The organism is Mesorhizobium sp. M0983, from assembly GCF_040318975.1.
In the GTDB taxonomy this organism is placed as follows: Bacteria; Pseudomonadota; Alphaproteobacteria; order Rhizobiales; family Rhizobiaceae; genus Mesorhizobium.
The window spans coordinates 426,864-449,544 of sequence record NZ_JAMYNH010000002.1 but is presented as its reverse complement, the minus strand read 5'-3'; the positions used below and the strand labels follow the sequence as shown (position 1 = coordinate 449,544).

General features: G+C 63.4%; 18 protein-coding genes. 11 read left to right on the top strand and 7 right to left on the bottom strand.

All coding sequences use genetic code 11. The features are described from left to right. The first annotated feature begins 30 nt into the window (after positions 1–30). The gene (locus NKH71_RS05795) at positions 31–924 is read left to right on the top strand and encodes a LysR family transcriptional regulator (RefSeq protein ID WP_352790768.1); all 894 of its coding nucleotides are present in this window, start codon (positions 31–33) and stop codon (positions 922–924) included. Positions 925–1,198: 274 nt separating this feature from the next. On the opposite strand, the gene NKH71_RS05790 is transcribed toward NKH71_RS05795, so the two are convergent. The 6 genes from NKH71_RS05790 to flaF form a co-directional block, all read right to left on the bottom strand. Further along, on the bottom strand, positions 1,199–1,444 hold the full coding sequence (locus NKH71_RS05790; RefSeq protein ID WP_352787873.1) for a MoaD/ThiS family protein: 246 nt from the start codon (positions 1,442–1,444) through the stop codon (positions 1,199–1,201). Next, the gene (locus NKH71_RS05785) at positions 1,444–3,708 is read right to left on the bottom strand and encodes a xanthine dehydrogenase family protein molybdopterin-binding subunit (protein WP_352787871.1); all 2,265 of its coding nucleotides are present in this window, start codon (positions 3,706–3,708) and stop codon (positions 1,444–1,446) included. The genes NKH71_RS05790 and NKH71_RS05785 overlap by 1 nt, the downstream gene beginning before the upstream one ends. Before the next feature lie 2 nt (positions 3,709–3,710). Continuing rightward, positions 3,711–4,187, bottom strand: a complete 477-nt coding sequence (locus NKH71_RS05780) for a (2Fe-2S)-binding protein (protein WP_023720228.1) — start codon at positions 4,185–4,187, stop codon at positions 3,711–3,713. Beyond that, positions 4,187–5,047 carry an FAD binding domain-containing protein gene (locus tag NKH71_RS05775; RefSeq protein WP_352787870.1) on the bottom strand — a complete coding sequence of 287 codons (861 nt, stop codon included), beginning with the start codon at positions 5,045–5,047 and terminating at the stop codon, positions 4,187–4,189. The genes NKH71_RS05780 and NKH71_RS05775 overlap by 1 nt, the downstream gene beginning before the upstream one ends. A gap of 138 nt (positions 5,048–5,185) precedes the next feature. Next, on the bottom strand, positions 5,186–6,829 hold the full coding sequence (locus tag NKH71_RS05770) for an MFS transporter (protein ID WP_023720230.1): 1,644 nt from the start codon (positions 6,827–6,829) through the stop codon (positions 5,186–5,188). Positions 6,830–7,001: 172 nt separating this feature from the next. Continuing rightward, positions 7,002–7,337: a flagellar biosynthesis regulator FlaF gene (flaF, locus tag NKH71_RS05765; protein ID WP_352481979.1), complete on the bottom strand. Its 336-nt coding sequence runs from the start codon at positions 7,335–7,337 to the stop codon at positions 7,002–7,004. Positions 7,338–7,862: 525 nt separating this feature from the next. Between flaF and NKH71_RS05760 the strand changes: the two genes are divergently transcribed. Next, on the top strand, positions 7,863–9,050 hold the full coding sequence (locus NKH71_RS05760; RefSeq protein WP_352787868.1) for a TMEM43 family protein: 1,188 nt from the start codon (positions 7,863–7,865) through the stop codon (positions 9,048–9,050). 21 nt (positions 9,051–9,071) lie between these two features. Here NKH71_RS05760 and NKH71_RS05755 read toward each other — a convergent pair whose 3' ends face one another. Beyond that, the gene (locus NKH71_RS05755) at positions 9,072–10,103 is read right to left on the bottom strand and encodes a histone deacetylase family protein (protein ID WP_352481981.1); all 1,032 of its coding nucleotides are present in this window, start codon (positions 10,101–10,103) and stop codon (positions 9,072–9,074) included. Between the two features lie 141 nt (positions 10,104–10,244). On the opposite strand from NKH71_RS05755, the gene NKH71_RS05750 reads away from it, so the two are divergent. The 9 genes from NKH71_RS05750 (at position 10,245) to NKH71_RS05710 (ending at position 22,259) form a co-directional block, all read left to right on the top strand. After that, positions 10,245–11,912, top strand: coding sequence for an amidohydrolase (locus NKH71_RS05750; protein WP_352640215.1), 1,668 nt, complete (start codon positions 10,245–10,247; stop codon positions 11,910–11,912). Between the two features lie 139 nt (positions 11,913–12,051). Beyond that, a complete protein-coding gene (locus NKH71_RS05745; protein ID WP_352590638.1) occupies positions 12,052–13,152 on the top strand; it encodes an ABC transporter ATP-binding protein in 1,101 nt (366 codons plus the stop codon). Continuing rightward, positions 13,152–14,081 (top strand): ABC transporter permease, encoded by a 930-nt coding sequence (locus NKH71_RS05740; protein WP_352590641.1) that lies wholly within the window; start codon positions 13,152–13,154, stop codon positions 14,079–14,081. The genes NKH71_RS05745 and NKH71_RS05740 overlap by 1 nt, the downstream gene beginning before the upstream one ends. Then, positions 14,074–14,886: an ABC transporter permease gene (locus NKH71_RS05735; protein WP_352590644.1), complete on the top strand. Its 813-nt coding sequence runs from the start codon at positions 14,074–14,076 to the stop codon at positions 14,884–14,886. Before NKH71_RS05740 ends, NKH71_RS05735 begins: the two co-directional genes overlap by 8 nt. Before the next feature lie 42 nt (positions 14,887–14,928). Further along, on the top strand, positions 14,929–15,957 hold the full coding sequence (locus tag NKH71_RS05730; RefSeq protein ID WP_352590647.1) for an extracellular solute-binding protein: 1,029 nt from the start codon (positions 14,929–14,931) through the stop codon (positions 15,955–15,957). Between the two features lie 62 nt (positions 15,958–16,019). Beyond that, on the top strand, positions 16,020–17,216 hold the full coding sequence (locus NKH71_RS05725) for a serine hydrolase domain-containing protein (protein ID WP_352894634.1): 1,197 nt from the start codon (positions 16,020–16,022) through the stop codon (positions 17,214–17,216). A gap of 24 nt (positions 17,217–17,240) precedes the next feature. Further along, a complete protein-coding gene (locus NKH71_RS05720) occupies positions 17,241–18,422 on the top strand; it encodes a serine hydrolase domain-containing protein (protein ID WP_352787860.1) in 1,182 nt (393 codons plus the stop codon). A gap of 120 nt (positions 18,423–18,542) precedes the next feature. Then, positions 18,543–20,855, top strand: coding sequence for a Tex family protein (locus tag NKH71_RS05715; RefSeq protein ID WP_352787858.1), 2,313 nt, complete (start codon positions 18,543–18,545; stop codon positions 20,853–20,855). A 213-nt stretch (positions 20,856–21,068) separates the two neighbouring features. After that, positions 21,069–22,259, top strand: a complete 1,191-nt coding sequence (locus tag NKH71_RS05710) for an acyl-CoA dehydrogenase (RefSeq protein ID WP_352787857.1) — start codon at positions 21,069–21,071, stop codon at positions 22,257–22,259. The last annotated feature ends 422 nt before the right edge of the window (positions 22,260–22,681 follow it).

Here is a 22,681-nt window from a genome sequence, read left to right as displayed (position 1 = left end):
ATGATATAAATATCCGACGGGAGGTACCCTATGCAGCGCGATGGCATGAAGGATCTGCTATGGTTCGTGGCGGTCGCGCGGGAACGGAGCTTCACCAAGGCGGCGGCCAAGCTCGGAACCTCGCAGTCGACCCTGAGTTCGACAATCAAGGAGCTTGAAGCTCGTCTCGGCGTCCGCCTGCTGACACGTACGACGCGGAGCGTCGCACCGACCGAGGCCGGCGAGCGACTTTTCCAATCTCTTGTTCCCCGCTTCGAGGAAATCGAAGCGGACCTCGCAAGCCTGGTGGCCTTTCGCGACAAGCCCTCCGGAATGGTCCGTATCACGCTTTCCGACCATGCGCTCCAGACGACCGTCTGGCCGAAGCTGCAGCCCTTGCTCAGCGACTATCCTGACGTGTGCGTCGAACTCTACAGCGACAACGGCATGAAGAACATTGTGGAGGAGCGCTTCGACGCAGGCGTGCGGCTTGGTGAGAGCATCGACAGGGATATGATCGCAGTGCGCATCGGGCCGGATTGGAGGCTCGTGGCCGTGGCTTCGCCGGAGTACTTTTCCCGCCATCCGGTTCCGACCGCACCGCAGGATCTGGTCGATCATGACTGCATTAATATGCGGCAGGCGACGTTCGGCGGATTATATGCCTGGGAATTCGCCAGGGATGGCCGCGACCTTCGTGTGCGCGTGGAAGGCCAGCTCACCTTCAATTCGTCCATTCCCATGATCGAGGCTGCGATAAGCGGTTTCGGGATCGCCTATGTCCCGGAAAACCTCGTCAGCCACCACATCGCCAAGGGATGCCTTAGGCTCGTGCTTGACGACTGGAGTCCGCCATTTGCGGGCTATCACCTCTACTACCCGAGCAGGCGACAGCTCTCGCCTGCGATGGCGGTGATCATTGAGGCGCTCCGCCATCGCATCTGACTCCCAAGACTGTGCCTATGAATCATGAAGCTGACATTGGTAAATGGTAGGTTCTGATCCAAGCCATTTGACTTCTACGCTGCGGGCGGCTGCTTTCGCCTCAAAGCAGACGTGTAGCTCGCTCGCCTCTATGTCTGTGATTGACACAGAAGCAGTCATCGAAAAGGAGCCAAACTCGCCGGCTGAACTGGCCAAGAATTCTCGTGGATAGCCAAGGTTTTTCTCGAGCCTAGGCCAAGTCTTGGTCGTCGATGGTAGGGACACGGTTGTCCAGTTATCCCCCGGCAAGACGCGGCAGCAGGAATATCTCCGCCCCTTCCGGCAGCTCCTTCGACCAGGTGTCGCGATAGATCGTACCGTCGATAGCGACGGCGATGCCGCGATCGATGTAGGGCTCGAGGCCGGGATACTGCTCAGCCAGCTTCCTGAACAGCTCCCGAATATCCTTCGCCTCGATCTTGACCTTGTTCTTGCCTCCGGCGATCGCGCCGAGCGATCCCCAGAGCGTTACTTCAACCATCAGCCTTCCCGTTCCGCCTCGATCGCCGCCAGGATGCGCGGCGGCGACATCGGTATATGCGCCATGCGCACGCCGACCGCGTTCGAGACTGCATTGGCGATCGCCGCCAGCGGCGGCACGATCGAGGTCTCGCCGACGCCGCGCACCCCGTAGGGATGGTTAGGGTTGGGGATCTCGAGGATCTGTGTGTCGATCATCGGCAGGTCCGAGCAGACCGGGATGCGGTAGTCCAGGAAGCCAGGGTTCTGCAGCCGCCCGTCCTTGCCGTAGATGTACTCTTCGTTGAGCGCCCAGCCGATGCCTTGCGCGGCACCCCCCTGGTACTGCCCCTCGACGTAGGTCGGATGCACCGCCTTGCCGGCGTCCTGAACGACGGTGTAGCGCAGCACCCTGGTGAAGCCGGTCTCCGGATCCACCTCGATATCGCAGATATGGGTGGCGAAGGAGACGCCGGCGCCGTCGGCGACGAGCTCGCTGTGGCCGGCGATCGGTCCGCCCGTCTTTCCGGAAGCGGCCGCGATCTCCTTCAGCGACAGCGCAGCAAGGTTGCCGTACTTCTCGCCCCTAGCGATCGCGTGGCCCTTTTCCCAGACCACGTCGTCGACCGGGATGTCCCACGTCTGCGCGGCGCGATCCCGCAGGATCTTGATGGCGTTGCGAGCGGCGGAGATCGTCGCCATCGAAGACGAGAAGGTGCCGCGGCTGCCGTCCGTCATATCGTTGTAGCCGAGGCTGGAGGTATCGGCGACCACCGCCTTGACCTGCTCATAGGGGATACCGAGCTCCTCTGCCGCCACCAGCGAAAGCGAGGCGCGCGAGCCACCCACGTCAACGGTTCCGACGGCAAGCGAGACCGAACCGTCCATGCCGATGTTGAGGTCGGTGCAGGTCTGGCCACCGAAGTTGAACCAGAAGCCGCAGGCCATGCCGCGGCCCTGGTTCTTGCCGAGCGGCGCCTTCATGTGCGGATGGCTCTTCGCCGCCTCCAGCGTTGGGCCGATGCCGATCGGGCCGTATACCGGGCCGTAGGACGATCTGGTGCCTTCCTGCGCCGCGTTCCTGATCCGGAACTCGACCGGGTCCATGCCGATCTCCTTGGCCAGCTCGTCGACCGCGCTTTCCACCGCAAACGCCGCCATCGGTGCCGACGGCGCGCGATAGGCCGCCGTCTTGGGCCGGTTGACCAGCACTTCGTAGCCGACCGTCCTGACGTTCTCGAGCTTGTAGCAGGCAAAGGCGGTCATGGCGCCGATCTCAGCCCACATGCCGGCATAGGGGCCGCAGGAATAGCGCAGCGTGGCCTCGGCCGCCGTGATCGTGCCGTCCTTACGGGCGCCGATCCTGACGTCGATCGAGGTGGCGCTAGTCGGGCCGGAGGCGCGGAACACCTCGTCGCGCGTCATGACCAGCTTGACCGGCCGGCCGGCTTTGCGCGACAGCGCCAGCGCCACCGGCTCGGCCCAGACATGGGTCTTGCCGCCGAAACCACCGCCGATCTCCGACGAGGTGACGCGCAGCTTCGAGGCCTCCATGCCAAGCAACTGGGCGCAGTGCTGGCGATAGACGAAATGCCCTTGCGTGCAGACCCAAAGATCGGCGGTGCCGTCGGAGCTGACATTGGCCACGCAGGCATGCGGCTCGATATAACCCTGGTGCGTCTGCTCGGTCTTGAAGGAGCGTTCGACGACGAAATCGGCGTGGCCGAAACCTTCATGGATGTCGCCATGGCCGTACTGGGTGCGCTTGGTGACGTTGGAAGGCTTGACGGGCTTTTGCTCAAGGCCCTCGGTGAAGATGGCGTCGTTGAGCACGGGTGAGGAGTGCTTCATCGCCTCGTCGACGTCGGTGACATGCGGCAGCACCTCGTAGTCGACCTCGATCAGCTTCAGTGCCTGCCTCGCCGTGCGGGCATCGACCGCAGCGACCGCGGCCACAGCATGGCCGTCGTAGAGCGCTTTCTTGCGCGCCATGCAGTTGTCGAGGATGTCGTACATGGCGGCATCGCCGTCGGTGAGGTCGGGCAGGTCGGCCGCGGTGATCACCGCCTTGACGCCGGCGAGCTTCTCCGCCTTCGACGTGTCGATCTTCCTGATCGTGGCATGCGCATGGGGGCTTCTGAGAACGCGCCCGACTAGTTGCCCGGCCATGTTGAAGTCGGCGCCATAGCGTGCGCGGCCCGTCACCTTGTCGACGCCGTCGGGACGGATGGGGCGCGTGCCGACAGAGGTGAAATTGCGTCCGGAGTAACGTGGATCGAAATTCATCGTCATGCTCCCTTCATCACGCTCGCGGCGTCCTGAACGGCACGCACGATCTTGTCATAGCCGGTGCAGCGGCAGAGGTTCCCGGCGAGGCCGAAGCGGATCTCCTCCTCGGTCGGATCGGGGTTCTTGGCCAACAGGTCCTTGGCCGCCATGAGGAAGCCCGGCGTGCAGATGCCGCATTGAAGTGCGGCGTGTTCCAGGAATTTCTGCTGCAGCGGATGCAGCTTGTCGCCATGCGCCATGCCCTCGATGGTTTCGATGCGCCGGCCTTCAGCCTCCGCGCCGAGCACCAGGCACGAGCACACCAGCCGGTCGTCGAGAATGATGCTGCAGGCGCCGCAGTCGCCGGTGCCGCAGCCTTCCTTGGCGCCCGTCAGCCCCAGGCGATCGCGCAGGACATCGAGCAGCGTCTCGTCCGGCTGGCAAAGGTACTCGACATTGTCGCCATTGATTGTCGTTGATACTGCCACACCAGCCATTATTTGCCTCCTGCACGTGCATAGGCGGTCGTGGCGGCCCGCTTGGCCAGCACACCCGCAACTTTCCGTCTGAATTCGATAGTGCCTCGCTTGTCGTCGATCGGACGACAGGCCCCCGAGCAGACCTTGGCGAGCCTTTCCAGCGTGGCTTCGTCCAGCTTGGAGCCGATGAGAACCTCGGCGGCCTCCTCGACCAGAATCACCGTCGGCGCCACGGCGCCCAGCGCCAGGCGGGCGAATTTGACGCGACCTTGCTCATCGAGCATCAGGTTCACGCCGGCGCTTACCACGGCGATGTCCATCTCCGTGCGCGGAATGAAACGCAGATAGGCATCGCCCGAACGCGGCAGACGTTTGTCGAGCAGGATTGCCTCGATGATCTCGCCCTTGGTCAGCGACGTCTTGCCCGGCCCAGTCGGTACCGCTTCCACGGCAATCGTGCGCCTGGCTCCCGGGCCGACGACCACCGCCTTGGCGCCAGCGGCTACCAGCGCCGGCACGCTGTCGGCGGCCGGCGAGGCGTTGCACAGATTGCCGACGATGGTGCAGCGTCCCTGCACCTGCTTCGAGCCGATCAGCTTGGCCGCTTCGACGACGCCGGGCCATGCGTTCTTCAGGGCCTTGCTCTCGCCCAGCATGGCGCACGGGACCGCCGCGCCGATGCTGAAGCCCTCGGCTGTTTCCCTGATCTCGCCAAGCCCATCGATCGCCTTGATGTCGACGATCAAGTCGGGTTCGATAAAGCCGCCTTTCATTCTCACCAAGAGGTCGCTGCCTCCGGCAAGGATGGCGGCCGTGCCGGCTGAGCCGGCCAACAGGCCGGCGGCGTCTTCAATTGAAAGCGGACGTATGTAACGCATCGTCTCCCCTTAGTGGTCATAATCACATCAACTGATATAAACCGTCTCTCCACAATGGCCATCCCATTCGTACATTCGCGGATTGGGCCAGGCGCCGCAATTTTCATTTGCTCGTCCAACTGGACGCGCCGCCAACCACTAATGCTCGATCGGTCCCTTCGGCATCACCAGCGCCGTGCCGGCTGTCGTCGGCCGCTCGATCATGCGGCGGACGCGGGGTGGCTCGTTGCCGCTGTGCAGGGCCCTTATACGCTCGCCGATGACCGCGTCGGCGTAGGTGGCGCGCCTGTTGTGGCGGATATATTCGACCCAGGTTGGCGTGTGGTAGTGCTCGATCCATATCGAGGGATTTTCGAGATCGCGCGCCAATGTCCAGTTGCGGGCGCCGTCACGCCGGCGGATGCGGCCCCGTTCGGCCATGGTGGCGAGGAATTCCGGCACGTCCTCGTTGCGGATCACGTATTCGATCATGATGGCGATGGGACCACTGCGCGGCTTGAGATCAAGCGCCAGATGCGGCTCCTGGAAGCGGTTAAGCGGATCGAGGTTGAGCACGGCCTGCTGCGGCAGCGGCAGCAGCAGGCCGATGGCGCCTCCCGCCAGCATCGCGACGCTGGCCGCCATCAGGGCGACTTCGGCGCCATGGGCGTCGGCAACCACGCCCCAGACCCAGCTGCCGAGCGCGATACCGCCGAAGGTTGCGGTCTGGTAGACCGAAAGCACGCGGCCGACCACCCAGCGCGGCGTCGACATCTGCACGGTGACATTGAAGTGCGAAAGCGCTGTCACCCAGCAGGCGCCGCCGACCAGCAAGCCGAGTGACGTCTGCCAGGCATTCTCGCTGACGGCGGCATTGAAGGCGCAGAGCGCGAAACCGGCGAATGCCATGCGCACCATGGTTTCGCTGGACAGCAGCTGCCGCAGCCTGACGCTGGTCAGCGCGCCGCCGACGGCGCCGATGCCGAAGGCGCCGAGCATGATGCCGTAGCTCAAGGCGTCGCCCTTGACGACGTCGCGCGCGACCAGGGGAAGCAGTGCCAGGACCGCGCCGGCGCTGAAGCCGAAGGCCGAGCTCCTGACCAGCACCTTGCCGATATTGGGCGACATCGCGACGTAGCGCAGGCCAGCGCCCATCGCGGCGCCCAGCGTCTCGCGCGGCAAGGTCGATGCCGGCAGTTCCGGCCTCCAGCGGGCCAGCACGACGATGAGGCCGACATAGCTCAGCGTGTTGACGGCAAAGGCCGCGGCGGCGCCTGCGGCGGCAACGATGATGCCGCCGATCGCCGGGCCGACGCTGCGCGTCAGGTTGAAGCCCATCGAGTTGAGCGCGATCGCCGCCGGCACCTTGGGACGAGGCACCATGTCGCCGACCGAAGCCTGCCAGGACGGGCTGTTGAGCGCGGTGCCACTGTCGATCAGGAAGGTGAAGGCGAGCAGCGTCCACGGCGTCATCAGGTCGAGATAGGTGAAGACGGTGAGAAGAGCCGAGACGGCGAGCATGAAGATCTGCGCGATCAGCATGATTTTGCGCCGGTTGAAACTGTCGGCGATGGCGCCGGCCAGCAGCGCGAAGAGCATGATCGGCAAAGTGGTCGAGGCCTGGACCAATGCGACCTGGTAGGACGAGGTAGCGATCGTAGTCATCATCCAGGCGGCACCGACGCCCTGGATGAGGCCGCCGAAATTGGAGACGAGGCTGGCGGACCACACCGCCCGGAAGATGCCGTGCCGGAACGGCGCCAGCGCCGAGGCGCTTTCGCTTTCCGGTGTGTCGTCGTTCATCGATGCTTTCCCGGGCTCAAATGCGTTTGTTCTTGCGATGAATCGGCCCCTCAAGCCATGGATTCAAAAAATAGAACATCACAGCGCAAAGGGCGAACGCATTCTCGAGAAAGATCATGGTCCAACAACAAGATAGCGAGCGCGGAGCCCGTCCGCGCGCGCCATAGCGGGCTCACTGCATGCCGTCCCTGACGATCGCCGCCACTTCGATCAAGCCTTCGAAATTGTCGGTGCGGCCCTGGCGGATGTCTTCGGTTTCGCGCAGCAGCCACAAACCGATCGAGATGAGATTGGCGCGCAGCTCCGTGGGCAGGGCGCTGTCGCCAGAGCGGAGATCTTCGACGAAGGCGGTCCAGACGCGACTGGTGAAATGCAGGGCCTCGGCCGCTTCCAGCGAATCGCGGCCAGCCGCCATCGCCGCCAACAGCATGTGGATCGAACGGCTAAGAAGCTGCCGATGCCTGGCCCCGGCAGCGGTCTGCATTTCGGCTCGGGGGAATTGATACATCGTTGCTGCTCTACCGCTCCGTCGGCGTTGTCAGGTCAGGAAACTCAACAGATCGAGTTGCGAGATTTGATCCAGATGCTGGCATCGCCAGCTGCCGAATACGCATCACTTCACCAGGGACACCACCACGCGACGCCGCGCACAAAATCGCACCTGTTGCAGGGAGCGCGAATCCGGCTCCGGAATGGTTCCGGAACATGAGGTTTTGGTGGTCGCCGCGCCCCCCGAGGAACGGCTGATTCGGCTACAATCTAACCGTAGACGAATCCGACATCAAACGCGATTTGACTGAAACGAATTCCATCGGTCGAGGCGCTCCGAGGGTACATTTTCGAAGCGCCCGTGTGCTTTGCGGCGGTCGGATCCAACTGCAAGTGTGCCGTATCGGCAGTTCGTCGATTGCGATAGGCTCCTGCTGTCGGGACGGATGGGGCGTCTGTCTCGGTTTGGGGTAACGCCGGTTGCATGCCACTGCGCGACAGAGCGCGGATTCGTGAAACTGGCTTTGGGGAATTGGGGGAAACAATGGGCGATTCAATTCAGGAAATAACGTCCGTCTCGTGGTTCGGGCGGATCAAGCGCGCGGTCGGCGGGATCGTTTTCGGCTTGCTCTTGATCGTGCTGATGGTGATCGGCCTGTTCTGGAACGAGGGTCGCGCCGTGCAGACGGCGCGTTCGCTGGCCGAGGGGTCGGGCGCGGTGATCTCGGTTGGCGCCGATAGCATCGATGCTGGCAATGACGGCAAGCTTGTCCATGTCACCGGGGCGGTGACGGCGAGGAGCGGCCTTGCCGATCCGGACTTTGGCATTTCGGCGCAAGGATTGCGGCTGTCGCGCAGCGCCGAGATGTACCAGTGGAAAGAAGAACAGAAATCCGAGACGACGAATAAGCTTGGTGGCGGCGAGGAGACGGTGACGACCTACAGCTATTCGAAAGTGTGGGACGACAGCCAGATCAACTCGTCGGAGTTCAAGAAGCCGGACGGCCATGAGAATCCGCCGATGGAGATCCACAGCACGAGGTTCCAGATCCCGGACGGCAAGCTCGGTGCCTTCACGCTCGACCGGCCGGTGCTGGACCTGATCGGCGGCGACAAGGAGTTTTCACTGTCACCGGACCAGTCGGCTACCATCGATGCCGCCTACACCGGCACCAAGCGGGTCAACATCGTCGACGGAAAGATCTATCTCGGCTTCAACACCACGTCGCCGGCGCTGGGCGACTATCGCATTGGCTACGAGCTGGCGCCGCTCGGCCTGGTCAGCGTCGTCGCGCGCCAGGCAGCGGGCGGGCTCGAACCCTACCAGACAAAGGCCGGCGACCAGTTGCTGATGGTCGACATCGGCAATGTGCCGGCGGAAAAGATGTTCGCCGACGCGGTCAGCCAGAACACGCTTATCACCTGGCTGCTGCGCGCCGCCGGCCTGCTGCTGTTGGCCATCGGCTTTGCCCTGCTGCTCAGCCCGATTGGCGTCGTCCTCGACATTATTCCTTTGCTCGGCAGCGTGGCGCGGATGGGCACCGGCATCATTGCCTTTTTCCTGGCGATCCTGGTCGGCACGACGACGATGGCGATCGCCTGGTTCTGGTACCGGCCGGTGCTGGCGGCAGGCATCCTGGCCGCCGGCGTCATCGCGGCGGCGGCGGTCTATTATCTTGGCCGCTCGCGCGGGCAGGCCGCACCGCTTGCCACGCCGAGCGCCGCTACATGATTGCAGGCACCGGCGGCACTTCTAGCGGTCCTCGAAGCCGGTCAGCACGCCGACGGCGTTGACGCCGATCTCCTCGACGGCGTAGCCGCCTTCCATGACGAACAGCGTCGGCAGGCCGAGCCTGGCGATGCGGCGGCCGATTCTGGGATAGTTTTCCGTTTTCAGCTTGAACTGGCTGATCGGGTCCTTCTCGAAAGTGTCGACGCCGAGTGAAACCACGACGACGTCAGGAGCATAAGCCGAAAGCCTCGTGCAGGCCTCCTCGAGTGAGGCGTTCCACACGTCCCAGCCGGTGCCGAAGGGCATCGGATAATTGTCGTTGAAGCCTTCGCCGTCGCCCTCGCCGCGTTCGTCGGCATGGCCGAGAAAGAACGGATATTCGGTCATCGGATCGCCATGCAGGTTCAGCACCTGCACGTCGCCGCGGCGATAGAATATCTCCTGGGTGCCGTTGCCGTGGTGATAGTCGATGTCGAGGATCGAAACGCGCCCGGCGCCATGGTCGCGAAACCTTTGCGCGACGACGGCGGCGTTGTTGATGAAGCAATAGCCGCCCATGAAGGCCGCCCCTGCATGGTGCCCCGGCGGGCGGCACAGCGCGAAGGCGGAAGGCTCACCGGCCTTGACCAGCGCGGCGGCTGTCAGCGCGACATCATAGGACGACTTGATAGCGTCCCATGTGCCTTTGACAAAAGTCGCGCCGCCGTCGAAGGAGTAGAAGCCGAGCAACGCATCGATGCCTTTCGGGCGCACGTCGCCGCGCAGGCCGCGCGTCGGCCAGGTGAAGGGAATGGCCGAACCGGTGCGGCCCGACGCTTCCCAGAGCGGCCACACGGTCGGCAGGAAATCGATGTAGTCGCTGGCATGAACCTTCTTGGCGGCGGCGAGGTCGTGACTTTCCGGTGACAGGATCGGACCGAGCTTTTCGCTCTCCACCCGCGCCCTGATGAACTCGGCGCGCGAGGGCTTTTCAAAAGCCGGCACGATGGCGCCGGCGATCAGTTCGACATTGCCGGAATGGCCGGCATGGAGAGGCGAAAAAACAGTCTTCATGAAATCTTTCCGTGGTGAGACGCGGCGACCCTAACCGTCCTGCATGGCCCTTCACAAGGCGCTGGGCCAACCAGCCATGGCTTGCTGGCACGGCAGCCGGTCGTCTAGCCTGCCGGCAGCGCAACCAAACCGTGGGAAATCATGAGTTCAAATGCCGACCTGATCGTCACCAATGCCCGCGTGCTGACCATGGATGAAGGCAATCCGACGGCCGAAGCGGTGGCGATAAAGGACGGCAACATCCTGGCGGTTGGCGATCGCCGGACGATCGAGGCGCTGAAAGGGCCGGCCACGAAGGTCATCGATGCGCAAGGCGGGTCGGTGGTGCCGGGCTTTATCGAAGCGCATATGCATCTTTTCGGCGGCGCGGCCGAACTCGACAATCTGCACCTTCAGGGCGTGCATGGCTTCGATGCGCTGAGCGACGCGATCCGCGCCTACGCGGCGGCACGGCCGAACGCCAAATTGCTGCTGGGGGCCGGCGTCGACTACACTATCCTTTCCAAGGAAGAGCCGGTCACCCGCCATCACCTCGATCGCATCATCGCCGACCGGCCGTTCGCGATGTCGGCTTCCGATCACCACACGATGTGGGCCAACACAAAGGCGCTGGAACTGGCTGGCATCCTGCACGGCAAGCAACTCGGTCCCGGCAACGAGATCGTCATGGGAGCGGATGGCCTGGCGGCGGGCGAATTGCGCGAGGGCGAGGCGTTCGGGCCGATCCTCGAGCTTTCCGGGCAGAACCGCGTGCGGCTCGGCCTTGCGACAGGCGGCGAGCCCGAGCCGTACCCTTCCGCCGCCGAAGTCGCTGCCGATCGCGACCTGATGCATCGCGGGTTGGAATGGTGCGCCCGCCACGGCATCACCTCGATCCAGAACATGGACGGCAATTTTTACCAGCTCCAGCTGCTAGCCGGGCTGGAACAGGAAGGGCGGCTGCTCTGCCGCACCAAGATACCTTTTCATTTCAAGAATTTCATGACGCTCGACGTGCTGGAAAAGGCATCGAGCATGGCCAACTCCTACCAATCGGAATGGCTGTCGTCCGGCATGGTCAAGATGTTTTACGACGGCGTGCTGGAAGGCTGGACCGCGGTCATGGTCGACGACTATGCCGACCGGCCGGGCTGGCGCGGTGAGCCGCTGTTTACGCCCGAGCATTTCGCCGAGGTGGCGCTGGAGGCCGACCGGCGCGGCCTGCAGATCGCCGTGCATTCGATCGGCGGCGGCGCGGTGCGCGCGGTTCTCGACGGTTACGAGGCGGCGCAGCGGAAGAACGGCAGGCGCGACAGCCGGCACCGGGTCGAGCACATCGAGGTCACCACTGCCGCCGACGTGCCGCGCTTCGCCGAACTCGGCGTCATCGCCTCGATGCAGCCGCCGCACCCGCCCGGCGCCATGGACTTCCCGCTGGAGCCGACGCTTTCGCGCATCGGCCGCGAAAGATGGCCGCTGAGCTATGCCTGGCGGACACTGAAACAGGCGGGCGCGCATGTCGTCTTCGCTTCCGACTGGCCGGTGTCGCGGGTCGACCCGATCCTGGGCATTCAGGCGGCGGTGCTGCGCAAGCCTTGGGCAGAGGGCGATCCAGACCAGAGCTTCTCGCTGATCGAGGCGCTTGCCGGTTATACGGTCGAAGGTGCCTATGCCGAATTCATGGAGCACCGCAAAGGCCGGCTGAAACCAGGCTATCTGGCCGATCTGGTGGTGCTGTCGGCCGATATCGAGGCAACTGAACCGGGTTTGCTACACAAGGTGCATCCGGTCAGCACCATCTGCGGCGGCAAGATCACTTACCAGGGTTGATGATGACGCTGACGATGGCACGGAGCTTGCATTCTGAACCGAGGTCCAGATGCATGGTTGCCAAGCCGACCGGCATATGCTGACAATCGAATGGGAACTGGATCCGCCATCAAGAGCGGACATGAAAATGGGGTAATGCGTGCCGGATCAACCGGGTAAGAGTGCAATCGAGGTCCGCGGCGTCCGCAAGGTGTTCGGTACCGGGGACGCCCAAGTCGCCGCTCTCGACACGGTTTCGGTGTCGATCCGCGAGAACGAGTTCTTCACGCTGCTGGGGCCGTCGGGCTGCGGAAAGACGACGCTGCTGCGGCTGATCGCCGGCTTCGATTTTCCCAGCGAAGGCGAAATCCTGCTGCACGGGCACGACATCGCGCCGCTACCGCCGTTCAAGCGGCCAGTCAACACCGTGTTCCAGTCCTACGCGCTGTTCCCGCACATGACCGTGGCCGAGAATATCGGCTTCGGCCTGGAGATGCTGGGCAAGCCGAAGACCGAAATCAAGGCGCGCGTCGCCGAGATGCTGAAGCTGGTCAAGATGGAGGCGCTGAGTGCCCGCCGCACCAGCCAGATCTCCGGCGGCCAGCAGCAGCGCGTGGCACTGGCGCGCGCGCTGGCACCGCAGCCAAAAGTGCTGTTGCTCGACGAGCCGTTGTCGGCACTCGACTACAAGCTGCGCAAGGAAATGCAGATCGAACTGAAACGGCTGCAGCACCAGACCGGCATCACCTTCATCTTCGTCACCCACGACCAGGAAGAAGCGCTGACCATGTCGGACCGCATCGCCGTGATGTCGGCCGGCAAGATCCTGCAGGTCGGCACGCCGCGCGATATTTACGACCGGCCGGCCGAGCGCTTCGTTGCCGACTTCATTGGCGAAACCAATTTCCTCAAGGGCACTGTCGTGTCGAAGAAATCCGGTATCGCGATGGTGAAGATCGCCTCCGAAGCGACGGTGGCGGCGGGATTTCCGGAAAACTTCGACCCTTCCGGCGCGGTGACTGTTGTGGTGCGGCCGGAACACGCCGATCTCGTCGCCGATGCCGCCAAGGGCATGGTCTCGGGAACCCTGGCAAATGTCGTCTATTTCGGCACCGACACCCACTATCACGTGAAGCTCGACGGCGGCGACGATTTCATCGTGCGCCACCAGAACAGCCGCTCGGGCGCCGTCTCATTCGAGCCGGGCGCCAAGGTCGGTGTCGTGTTCGAGGACGATGGCGCGCGCATTTTGAGGGATTGATGGCAGTCACGTTTTCCAAGGCGGCGGTATTCGAAGCGGAGGCGGAGAAAGCCACTGCAAGGCGCCACCGCCTGCTTTCGCTACCGGCTTTGGTAATCATCGGCATCTTCGGCGTGCTGCCGCTTCTCATCATCCTCATCTATTCATTTCTCGCCGCAGCACCCTATGGCGGGGTGCAGTGGAAGTTCTCGACAGACGCCTATCTGAACTTCCTGTTCCAGCGCGATATTTTCGACGACACGCTGCAGTTCACGCCGGATTTCCTGATCATCTATTTGCGCTCGTTTCTGTTTGCCGTGGTGACGACGATCATCTGCCTGCTGCTCGGCTTTCCGACCGCCTATTTCATGGCGACGCGACCGCCGGCGCAGCGCAACTGGTGGGTGCTGCTGATGACCATCCCATTCTGGTCGAACCTTCTGGTGCGCACGCTCGCCATCATGTTCATCATCCGCGACGAAGGCCTCATCAACAACGCGCTGATGGCACTGGGGGTGATCGAGAAGCCGATCACCATGCTCTACACCAACTTCGCCATCCAGCTCGGCCTGCTCTATTCGTTCCTGCCGTTCATGGTGCTGCCGCTCTATTCCAGCCTGGAGAAGCTGGATTTCCGGCTGGTCGAGGCCGCCTACGACCTCTACGCGACACGTCGGCAGGTGCTGTGGCGCGTGATCATCCCGCTGTCGCGGCCCGGCATCATCGCCGGCTGCCTGCTGGTCTTCATTCCGGCCCTCGGCGCTTATGTGACGCCGCTGATCCTGGGCGGCGGCATCCATCTGATGATCGGCGATCTCATCGCCCAGCAGTTCGGTTCCGGGCGCAATTGGCCGCTCGGTTGCGCGCAGGCGCTGATCCTGATGGCCGCGGTGCTGGTGGCGCTCTACTTCTATGTCCGCAACACGTCGGGGAAGATGGCGCATGGCTGACCCCCGCAGTGCCGATATCAAGGACCAGCCGGGGTTCCGCTCGATCGCCATCATCTGCCTCTGCGTGCTCTACGCGCCGATCCTGATCCTGATGATCTTTTCGCTGAATACAGGGTCTCTGGTGACGCGTTGGGAGGGCATCGGGTTCGGCTGGTATGGCAGTGCGCTGTTCAACCAGGAATTCCACAACGCCGCCAAGAACACGCTGATCATCTCTGTCACCGCCACGATCGTTTCGACGATCGCCGCGACGCTGGCGGCAATCGGCATGACCCGGGTGAAGCCGTGGCGCGGGCTGTCGGCCGCCTTCATGGTCATCAACCTGCCGCTGATGGTTCCGGAAATCATCACAGCGGTGGCGACGCTCTCTTTCTTTGCGCTGATCGCGGGCACTTTCGGGCTCAATTTCGGCATCGGAAATCTGATCCTCGCCCACACCGTTTTTTGCATTCCATTCGCCTATATGCCGATCCGGGCGCGGCTCGAGGACATGGACCTGACGCTCGAAGCTGCGGCGGCCGACCTCTATGCCACGCCGTGGCATGCTTTCAGGCGCATAACGCTGCCATTGCTGGTTCCCGGCATCCTGTCAGGTGGGGCGCTCGCCTTTATCGTCTCCTTCGACGATTTCACCATCACGCAGCTGGTCGCCGGCCCCGGGCAGACGACGCTGCCCCTCTACATCTGGAACCAGATCAGGCGGCCAATGACGCCGGAGATAAATGCCATCTCCACCATCCTGCTGCTGGTTTCGATCCTGTTCGTCTCAATCTCGTTCCTGATCGCGCGCCGACGCGCCAAGTAAATTATAGGCCAGTGAATCAATGCGAAGGCAAAGGAGAGTGTGATGTCTAGGAAAATGATGGCTGCCGTGTCGACGGCGGCGCTTTTATGGGCGGTGCCTGCGCTCGCCGACGGTGAGCTGCACATCTACAATTGGGGTGACTACACCAACCCGAAGCTGATCGAAAAATTCGAAAAACAGTACAACGTCAAAGTGACGCTGGACGACTACGATTCGAATGAGACGATGCTGTCGAAGGTACGCGCCGGCAATTCCGGCTATGACATCGTCGTCCCTTCCGACTACACCGTGAAGATCATGATCGATGAGGGCCTGCTCGAAAAGACCGAGCCCAATGCGATGCCGAACGGCAAGAACCTCGACCCGCGCTTCGTCGACATCTACTGGGACAATGGCCGTCACTACACCGTCCCGTGGCAATTCGGCACCACTGCGTTCGAAGTCAACACCGACAAATACAAGGGCGACATCGACACGCTGGCGATCCTGTTCGATCCGCCAGACGAGTTGAAGGGCCAGATCAACATGCTCGACGATGTCAACACTGTGATGCATGCGGCCGAGCGCTATGCCGGCGTGCCGCGCTGCGGCGCCGACAAGGCCAATCTGAAGAAGGTCAACGACATACTGATGGCCGCCAAGCCGTCATGGAAGACCTTCAGCTACGACACCATCACCAAGATCACCTCCGGCGACGTGATCGTTACCGAGGCTTGGAATGGCGCAACCTATCGTGCGCGCCAGAAAATCCCGGCGATCAAATATGCCTATCCCAAGGAAGGCATCGAAGGCTGGATGGACAATGTCGCCGTGTTGAAGGGCGCCAAGAATCTCGAAAACGCCAAGCTGTTCCAGGATTTCGTCATGGCTCCGGAAAACGCGGCGCTGATTTCGGAATTCGCCGGCTACGACAACGGCATTGCCGGCAGTCACAAGTTCCTGCCGCCCGATTTCGCCAGCGCGCCGGAAATCAATCCGCCGGCCGATGCACCGGCGGCGGAATTCGTACCGCCTTGCCCACCGGAAGTGGTCGAGATCTACAACAAGATCTGGACCAATTTGCGCAAGTAGCCTTGCTCTAGGATCAGACTGAAGGGAGGCTTCGGCCTCCCTTCCTTGCGCAAGGGGGTTGGATGAAATCTTACCGCAACAGCGAACCGGCGCCGCCGATCATGCAGGGTTCGCCGCCGCAGATGGTTCCGCCGAAGCTCGACTGGGACCGGCCGCCATGGAACCGATGGGCGTTCCAGCATATCCGCGAAATTCTGCCGACCGTCGAAGTCTGGCGCGGCAACGGCCATCGCCACAGGCTGGACCGGGCCGAGGTCGATTTCGATGCGCTGCCGGTGAGCGACAGCACGGGTAAGGCGACGACGCTGCCCGGGCTGCTCGACGAGACCTACACCGACGGGTTCCTCGTGCTCAAGGACGGCAAGGTCGCCTATGAGCGCTACTTCAACGGCATGACCGAGCGCACGCTGCATCTGTCGCAGTCGATGGCGAAGTCGGTCACCGCATCGGTGTTCGGCATACTGGTCGGAGGCGGGCTGATCGATCCGGCTTTGCCGGTGACGACCTATCTGCCGGAGCTGGAGGCGACCGGCTGGGCAGGCGCCAGTGTGCAGCATGCGCTCGACATGACGAGCGGGGTGAGCTTTTCCGAGGAATACACCGATCCCTATTCGGACATCGGCCAGGTCGATGTCGCCACCGGCTGGAAGCCGGTGCCGCCGGACAGCGATCCGGCCTTCCGCTGGCCGTCGCACATGTTCGAGCTGATCCTGGGGCTTAAGGAAAAGAGCCGACCGCACGACGCTGCCTTCGAATACCGCTCGATCGAGACCGACGTGCTTGCCTTCATCATGGAACGGGTGAGCGGCAAGCGCCTGGCGCAGCTGGTCTCGGAAGAGCTCTGGCAAAAGCTCGGCGCGGATGAAAGTGCCTGCTTCACCGTTGACAGCGCCGGTTATGCAGTTGCCGACGGGGGCTTCAACGCCACGCTGCGCGACTATGGCCGCTTCGGCCAGCTGATCCTCGACAATGGCGGCGGCGTCGTGCCGGCCGACTGGATCGAGGCGACGCGCAATGGCAGGCATGGACCGGACTTCAGTCCCAGCCTGCCGGAAGGCAGCTACCGCAACCAGTTCTGGATCGAGGACCCGCGCTCGCGGGCACTGATGTGCCGGGGCGTGTTCGGGCAGCTGATCCATATCGACTGGAACATGAAAATGGTCGTGGTGAAGCTTTCGAGCTATCCGGATTTTACCAACGTCGCCTATTCGGTGGCGACTTTGAAAGCCGTGCACGCGATCGCCGCGGCGCTCGCCTAGAACGCCAAGACCGAAGGAAGCGCCATGACCGGCAAGACCGCGTTCGAAACGAGATATGGCTTTGCCCGAAACCAGGTGCTGCTCGGCAATTGGCGAGAAAGCCCGTTCAGCCGGTGGTCGTTCCAGAATGCCGGCGAGCTGGTGCCGAGCGCTGCCGTGGCGGCAAAGCCGGGCAGCAGCGAGGCGCCGGCGCAGGATTTCGGCGAGCTACTTGGTGAAAAGGTCGCTCTTGCAGGCGGCGCGGAGACTGTCGCAGCTTTTCTCAAGCGCTCCGATACCGACGCGCTGACGATCATGAAAGGCGGCAAATTCGTCGGCGACTGGTTCGCACCGCATATGGAGTTCGGGGCGCGCCACATCGTCTTTTCGATCAGCAAGTCGCTGACCGCGATTGTTGCCGGGATATTGGCAGGCGAGGGGATTTTCGATCCGCAGGCTCCGGTAAGCCGCTATCTGCCCGAAGCTGCCGGCTCGGCCTATGGCGATGCGAGGGTGCGGCACGTGCTCGACATGGGTGTCAGCCTCGACTTCGAAGAGGCCTATCTCGATCCGGAAAGCGCCTTCGCCCGCTATCGCCGCGCCATGCTGTGGAATCCAGGCGGGGGCACCGAGAGCCTGGCCACTTTCCTCATGACGCTGCAGGGCCTGGCCGAGCCGCATGGCCGGACGTTCCGCTACCGTTCGCCCAATTCCGACCTGCTCGGCATCCTGCTCGAACGTGCGTCGGGCCGGCGCTTCGCCGATCTGATGCGCGAGAAATTATGGGCGCCGCTCGGCGCTGTCAGCGAAGCTTCGGTAACCGTGGACATGGAAGGCACGGCGCGTACGGCCGGCGGCATTTCGGTGACGCCGCGCGACCTCGCCCGGGTCGGCGAGATGATGCGGCAAGGCGGCATGGCCAATGGCTGCCGTATCGTGCCGGAGAGCTGGGTGCGCGACACGACCGAAACTGGCGGTGACGCCGAGGCTTGGCAACGCGGCACGATGGCGTTCCTGTTTCCGCGTGGCCGCTATCGCAACAAATGGTACCAGACGGGCGCGGCAAGCGGCGCCTTCTGCGGCATCGGCATCCACGGCCAGTGGCTGTACGTCAGTCCGAAGGCCGAAATGGTAATCGCAAAGATGTCGTCGCAGCCGGTACCGGTCGACGATCCGCTCGATCTGGATATTCTTTCTTTCTTCGAGGCGCTGAGCCGGATGGTCTGATCCGATCCAGACAGCCGCGCCTTTCCTGTGGACCTCTCGCCGGGTTGAAAATGGCGCGGTTGGCGCATCGGTGCTCTGCGCCTATGGTCGCGTCTCTTTTCGACAAACAGCAGGATCGACATGGCATCCGACATCAAGCGCATCGCAACCATCATAGCCGCCGAGATCGGCGCCCGGCCCGAACAGGCCGCGGCGGCGATCGGCTTGCTCGACGACGGTGCGACCGTGCCGTTCGTTGCCCGCTACCGCAAGGAGGTCACCGGCGGCCTCGACGACACGCAGTTGCGCGACCTCGCCGAGCGGCTCGCCTATCTGCGCGAGCTCGACGCGCGCCGCGACACCATCGTTGGTTCGATCCGCGAGCAGGGCAAGCTAACGGAAGAGCTTGAGGCAAAGATCGCTGCGGCCATCACAAAGGCCGAGCTCGAAGACATCTACCTGCCTTACAAGCCGAAGCGCCGGACCAAGGCCGAGATCGCACGCGAGCGCGGACTGGGACCGCTGGCGGAAACTATCCTGGCCGATCGTGCGGCCGTGCCGGCCGAGCTGGCGCTGGCCTACATCAGCGAAGACGTGGTCGATACCAAGGCAGCGCTCGAAGGTGCACGCGATATCCTGTCCGAACAGTTCGCCGAGAACGCCGACCTGGTCGGCAAGCTGCGTGCCTACATGAAGGAACGCGCCTTCCTGCGCTCGCGCGTCATCGACGGCAAGCAGGAGGCCGGCGCGAAATTCTCCGACTATTTCGACCATGTCGAGCGCTGGGCCAACGTGCCGAGCCATCGCGCGCTGGCCATGCTGCGTGGCCGCAACGAGGAGGTGCTGTCGCTCGACATCGAGGTCGATGCCGACGATGCCTCGCCGGTGAAACCGGTCGAGCGGATGATCGCCGACGCCTACGCCATCGGCCGCCAGTTGCCAGGCGACCGGTGGCTGATGGAGGTCGCCGGCTGGACCTGGCGCATAAAGCTGTCGCTGCACCTGACGCTCGATCTGATGCGGGACTTGCGCGAGCGGGCCGAGGAGGAAGCAATCCATGTCTTCGCCCGCAATCTCAAGGATTTGCTGCTTGCCGCGCCCGCCGGCTCACGGCCGACGATGGGCCTCGATCCGGGCATCCGCACCGGGGTCAAAGTGGCGGTGGTGGACGGCACCGGCAAGGTTCTGGCGACGACGACGGTCTATCCGTTCCCGCCGAAGAACGATGTCCGCGGCACGCAGGCCGAACTGGCCAAGCTCATCCGGCTGCACAAGGTCGAGCTGATTTCGATCGGCAACGGCACTGGCAGCCGCGAGACCGAAAGGCTGGTGGCCGACATGCTGGCTGATATGCCGGCCGGGTCCGGGCCGAAGCCGCTCAAGGTGATCGTCAGCGAGGCCGGCGCCTCGGTCTATTCGGCGTCGGCAACGGCGGCGGCGGAATTTCCCGGCCTCGACGTGTCGCTGCGCGGGGCGGTGTCGATCGCGCGGCGCCTGCAGGATCCGCTCGCCGAACTGGTCAAGATCGAGCCGAAGTCGATAGGCGTCGGCCAGTATCAGCACGATGTCGACCAGTACCGGCTCGGCCGCTCGCTGGAAGCGGTGGTCGAGGATGCGGTCAACGCCGTCGGCGTCGATCTCAACACGGCGTCGGCGCCGCTTCTGGCGCGGGTTTCGGGTCTCGGCACATCGCTGGCCGAAGCGATCGTTGCGCATCGCGATGCCTCCGGCCCGTTCGCCAGCCGCCGCGAACTGTTGAAGGTGGCGCGGCTCGGACCCCGCGCGTTCGAGCAATGCGCCGGCTTCCTGCGCATTCCCAACGGTAGCGAACCGCTCGATGCCTCAGCCGTGCATCCGGAGGCCTATGGCGTGGCGAAAAAGATCGTCGCCGCCTGCGGGCGCGACCTCCGCTCGCTGATGGGCGACAGCGCCGCACTCAAGGCACTCGATCCGCGCGTCTTCGTCGACGAGCGCTTCGGCCTGCCGACGGTGCGCGACATCCTGTCGGAGCTGGAAAAGCCCGGCCGCGATCCGCGCCCCGGCTTCAAGACCGCGACCTTTGCCGACGGCATCGACGACATCAAGGATCTGAAGCCCGGCATGCAGCTTGAAGGCACCGTCACCAATGTCGCGGCCTTCGGCGCCTTTGTCGATATCGGCGTGCACCAGGACGGATTGGTGCACGTCTCGCAACTGGCCGACCGTTTCATCAAGGACGCGCACGAGGTGGTCAAGGCCGGCGACGTGGTCAAGGTGCGTGTCGTCGACGTCGATATCAAGCGCAAGCGCATCGGCCTGTCGATGCGCAAGGACGGCGACGGTGGCGCCCCGAAGCCGCGCGACAATGGCAACAGGCCGGTGCCGCGCGCGCCCACGCCCCAACGCCAGCCGGAGCGGCCGGCGCAGCAGGGCGCGTTCGGCGCCGCTTTGGCCGATGCGTTGAAGCGCAAGTAATTCGCGAGCCGGGCTACGCCAGGTCAGAAGGCGGCGCTCGACATGGATCGGCGAAGCTATTTCGTTTGATTTTTTCAGGACGGAAGCCGATAAGCCGCGCGTTTCAAGATTTCTGTTTGATGCATGTCGTTATCCCCAAGCTGCCGAACACCCTCGGGTCAGGCCCGTGGGCAAGCTTTGGGCGACATGCATGAGTTTGGGAGACCGAGAGCCATGGCCGCCGATAAGAATGCATTCGTCTGGGACGATCCTTTCCTGATCGAGGACCAGCTTTCGGAAGACGAGCGCATGGTGCGTGATGGCGCCGCGGCGTTTGCCGCCGACAAGCTCGCTCCGAAGATCGAGGAAGCCTATCTCGAGGAGAAGACCGACGCCGGGATCTTTCGCGAAATGGGCGAGGCCGGTCTGCTCGGCATCACCATCCCCGAGGAATATGGCGGGCTCGGCGCCAACTACGTCACCTACGGGCTGGTGGCGCGCGAGGTCGAACGCGTCGATTCCGGCTATCGCTCGATGATGAGCGTGCAGTCGTCGCTGGTGATGTATCCGATCCATGCCTATGGCTCGGAAGAGCAGCGCAAGAAATACCTGCCGAAGCTGGCGTCGGGCGAATGGATCGGCTGCTTCGGCCTGACCGAGCCGGATGCCGGTTCCGACCCGGGCGGCATGAAGACGCGGGCCGAGAAGACTGCGAGCGGCTACAGGATCTCCGGCTCGAAGATGTGGATTTCCAACGCCCCGATCGCCGACGTGTTCGTCGTCTGGGCAAAATCGGCCGCGCATGACAACGAGATTCGCGGCTTTGTCCTGAAAAAGGGCATGAACGGGCTGTCGGCGCCGAAGATCGGCGGCAAGCTGTCGCTGCGAGCGTCGATCACCGGCGAAGTGGTGATGGAAGGCGTCGAAGTCGGCGAGGACGCGCTGCTGCCCAATGTCTCGGGCTTGAAGGGGCCGTTCGGCTGCCTCAACCGCGCGCGCTACGGCATCTCCTGGGGCGCCATGGGCGCGGCGGAGGATTGCTGGCACCGCGCCCGCCAGTATGGCCTCGACCGCAAGCAGTTCGGCAAGCCGCTGGCCGGCACGCAGCTTTTCCAGAAGAAGCTCGCCGACATGCAGACCGAGATCGCGCTCGGCCTGCAGGGCAGCCTGCGCGTCGGGCGGCTGATGGATGAAGGCAAGATGGCGCCGGAGATGATCTCACTCGTCAAGCGCAACAATTGCGGCAAGGCGCTCGACATCGCCCGCCAGGCCCGCGACATGCATGGCGGCAATGGCATCCAGATCGGCTACCACGTCATGCGCCACGCCCAGAACCTGGAAACGGTCAACACCTATGAGGGCACGCATGATGTGCATGCGCTGATCCTCGGACGGGCGCAGACCGGGTTGCAGGCGTTCTTTTAGGGTTCAGGTGTTCTCCGCTCCAAGGATGCCCGTGCTTCGCATCTTCCCTCGCAAAGCGGCAGATCGGCAATTTTCGCCGACGGTGCCACATTTTGTTCTTGCTTTGTGCCGGCAGCTATGCTACTAATTTGGCTATGGTGCTAATTGGCACCGACGACCCGCCCACCGAGGCGGGTTTTCTTTTCAGCTCTTTTCGACCAAGCGTCGCGCGGGTTGCCGATCATCGATATCGGCGGGACAGTGCCCGGTGCTGACCCACCGGCCTTCGGCTCTGCAGCGTTGCAACGTCTGCCGCCACGCTGCGGAATCCCAGGGTCGGCGCTCCGTTTGTGAGGCTGTGAAGGCTGCTTAATTTAGGTGCAGCGCAACATCTCTGCTTGGAGAATGGTCAGCATTCGTGTCAGGGTTCAGCGAACTCCTTT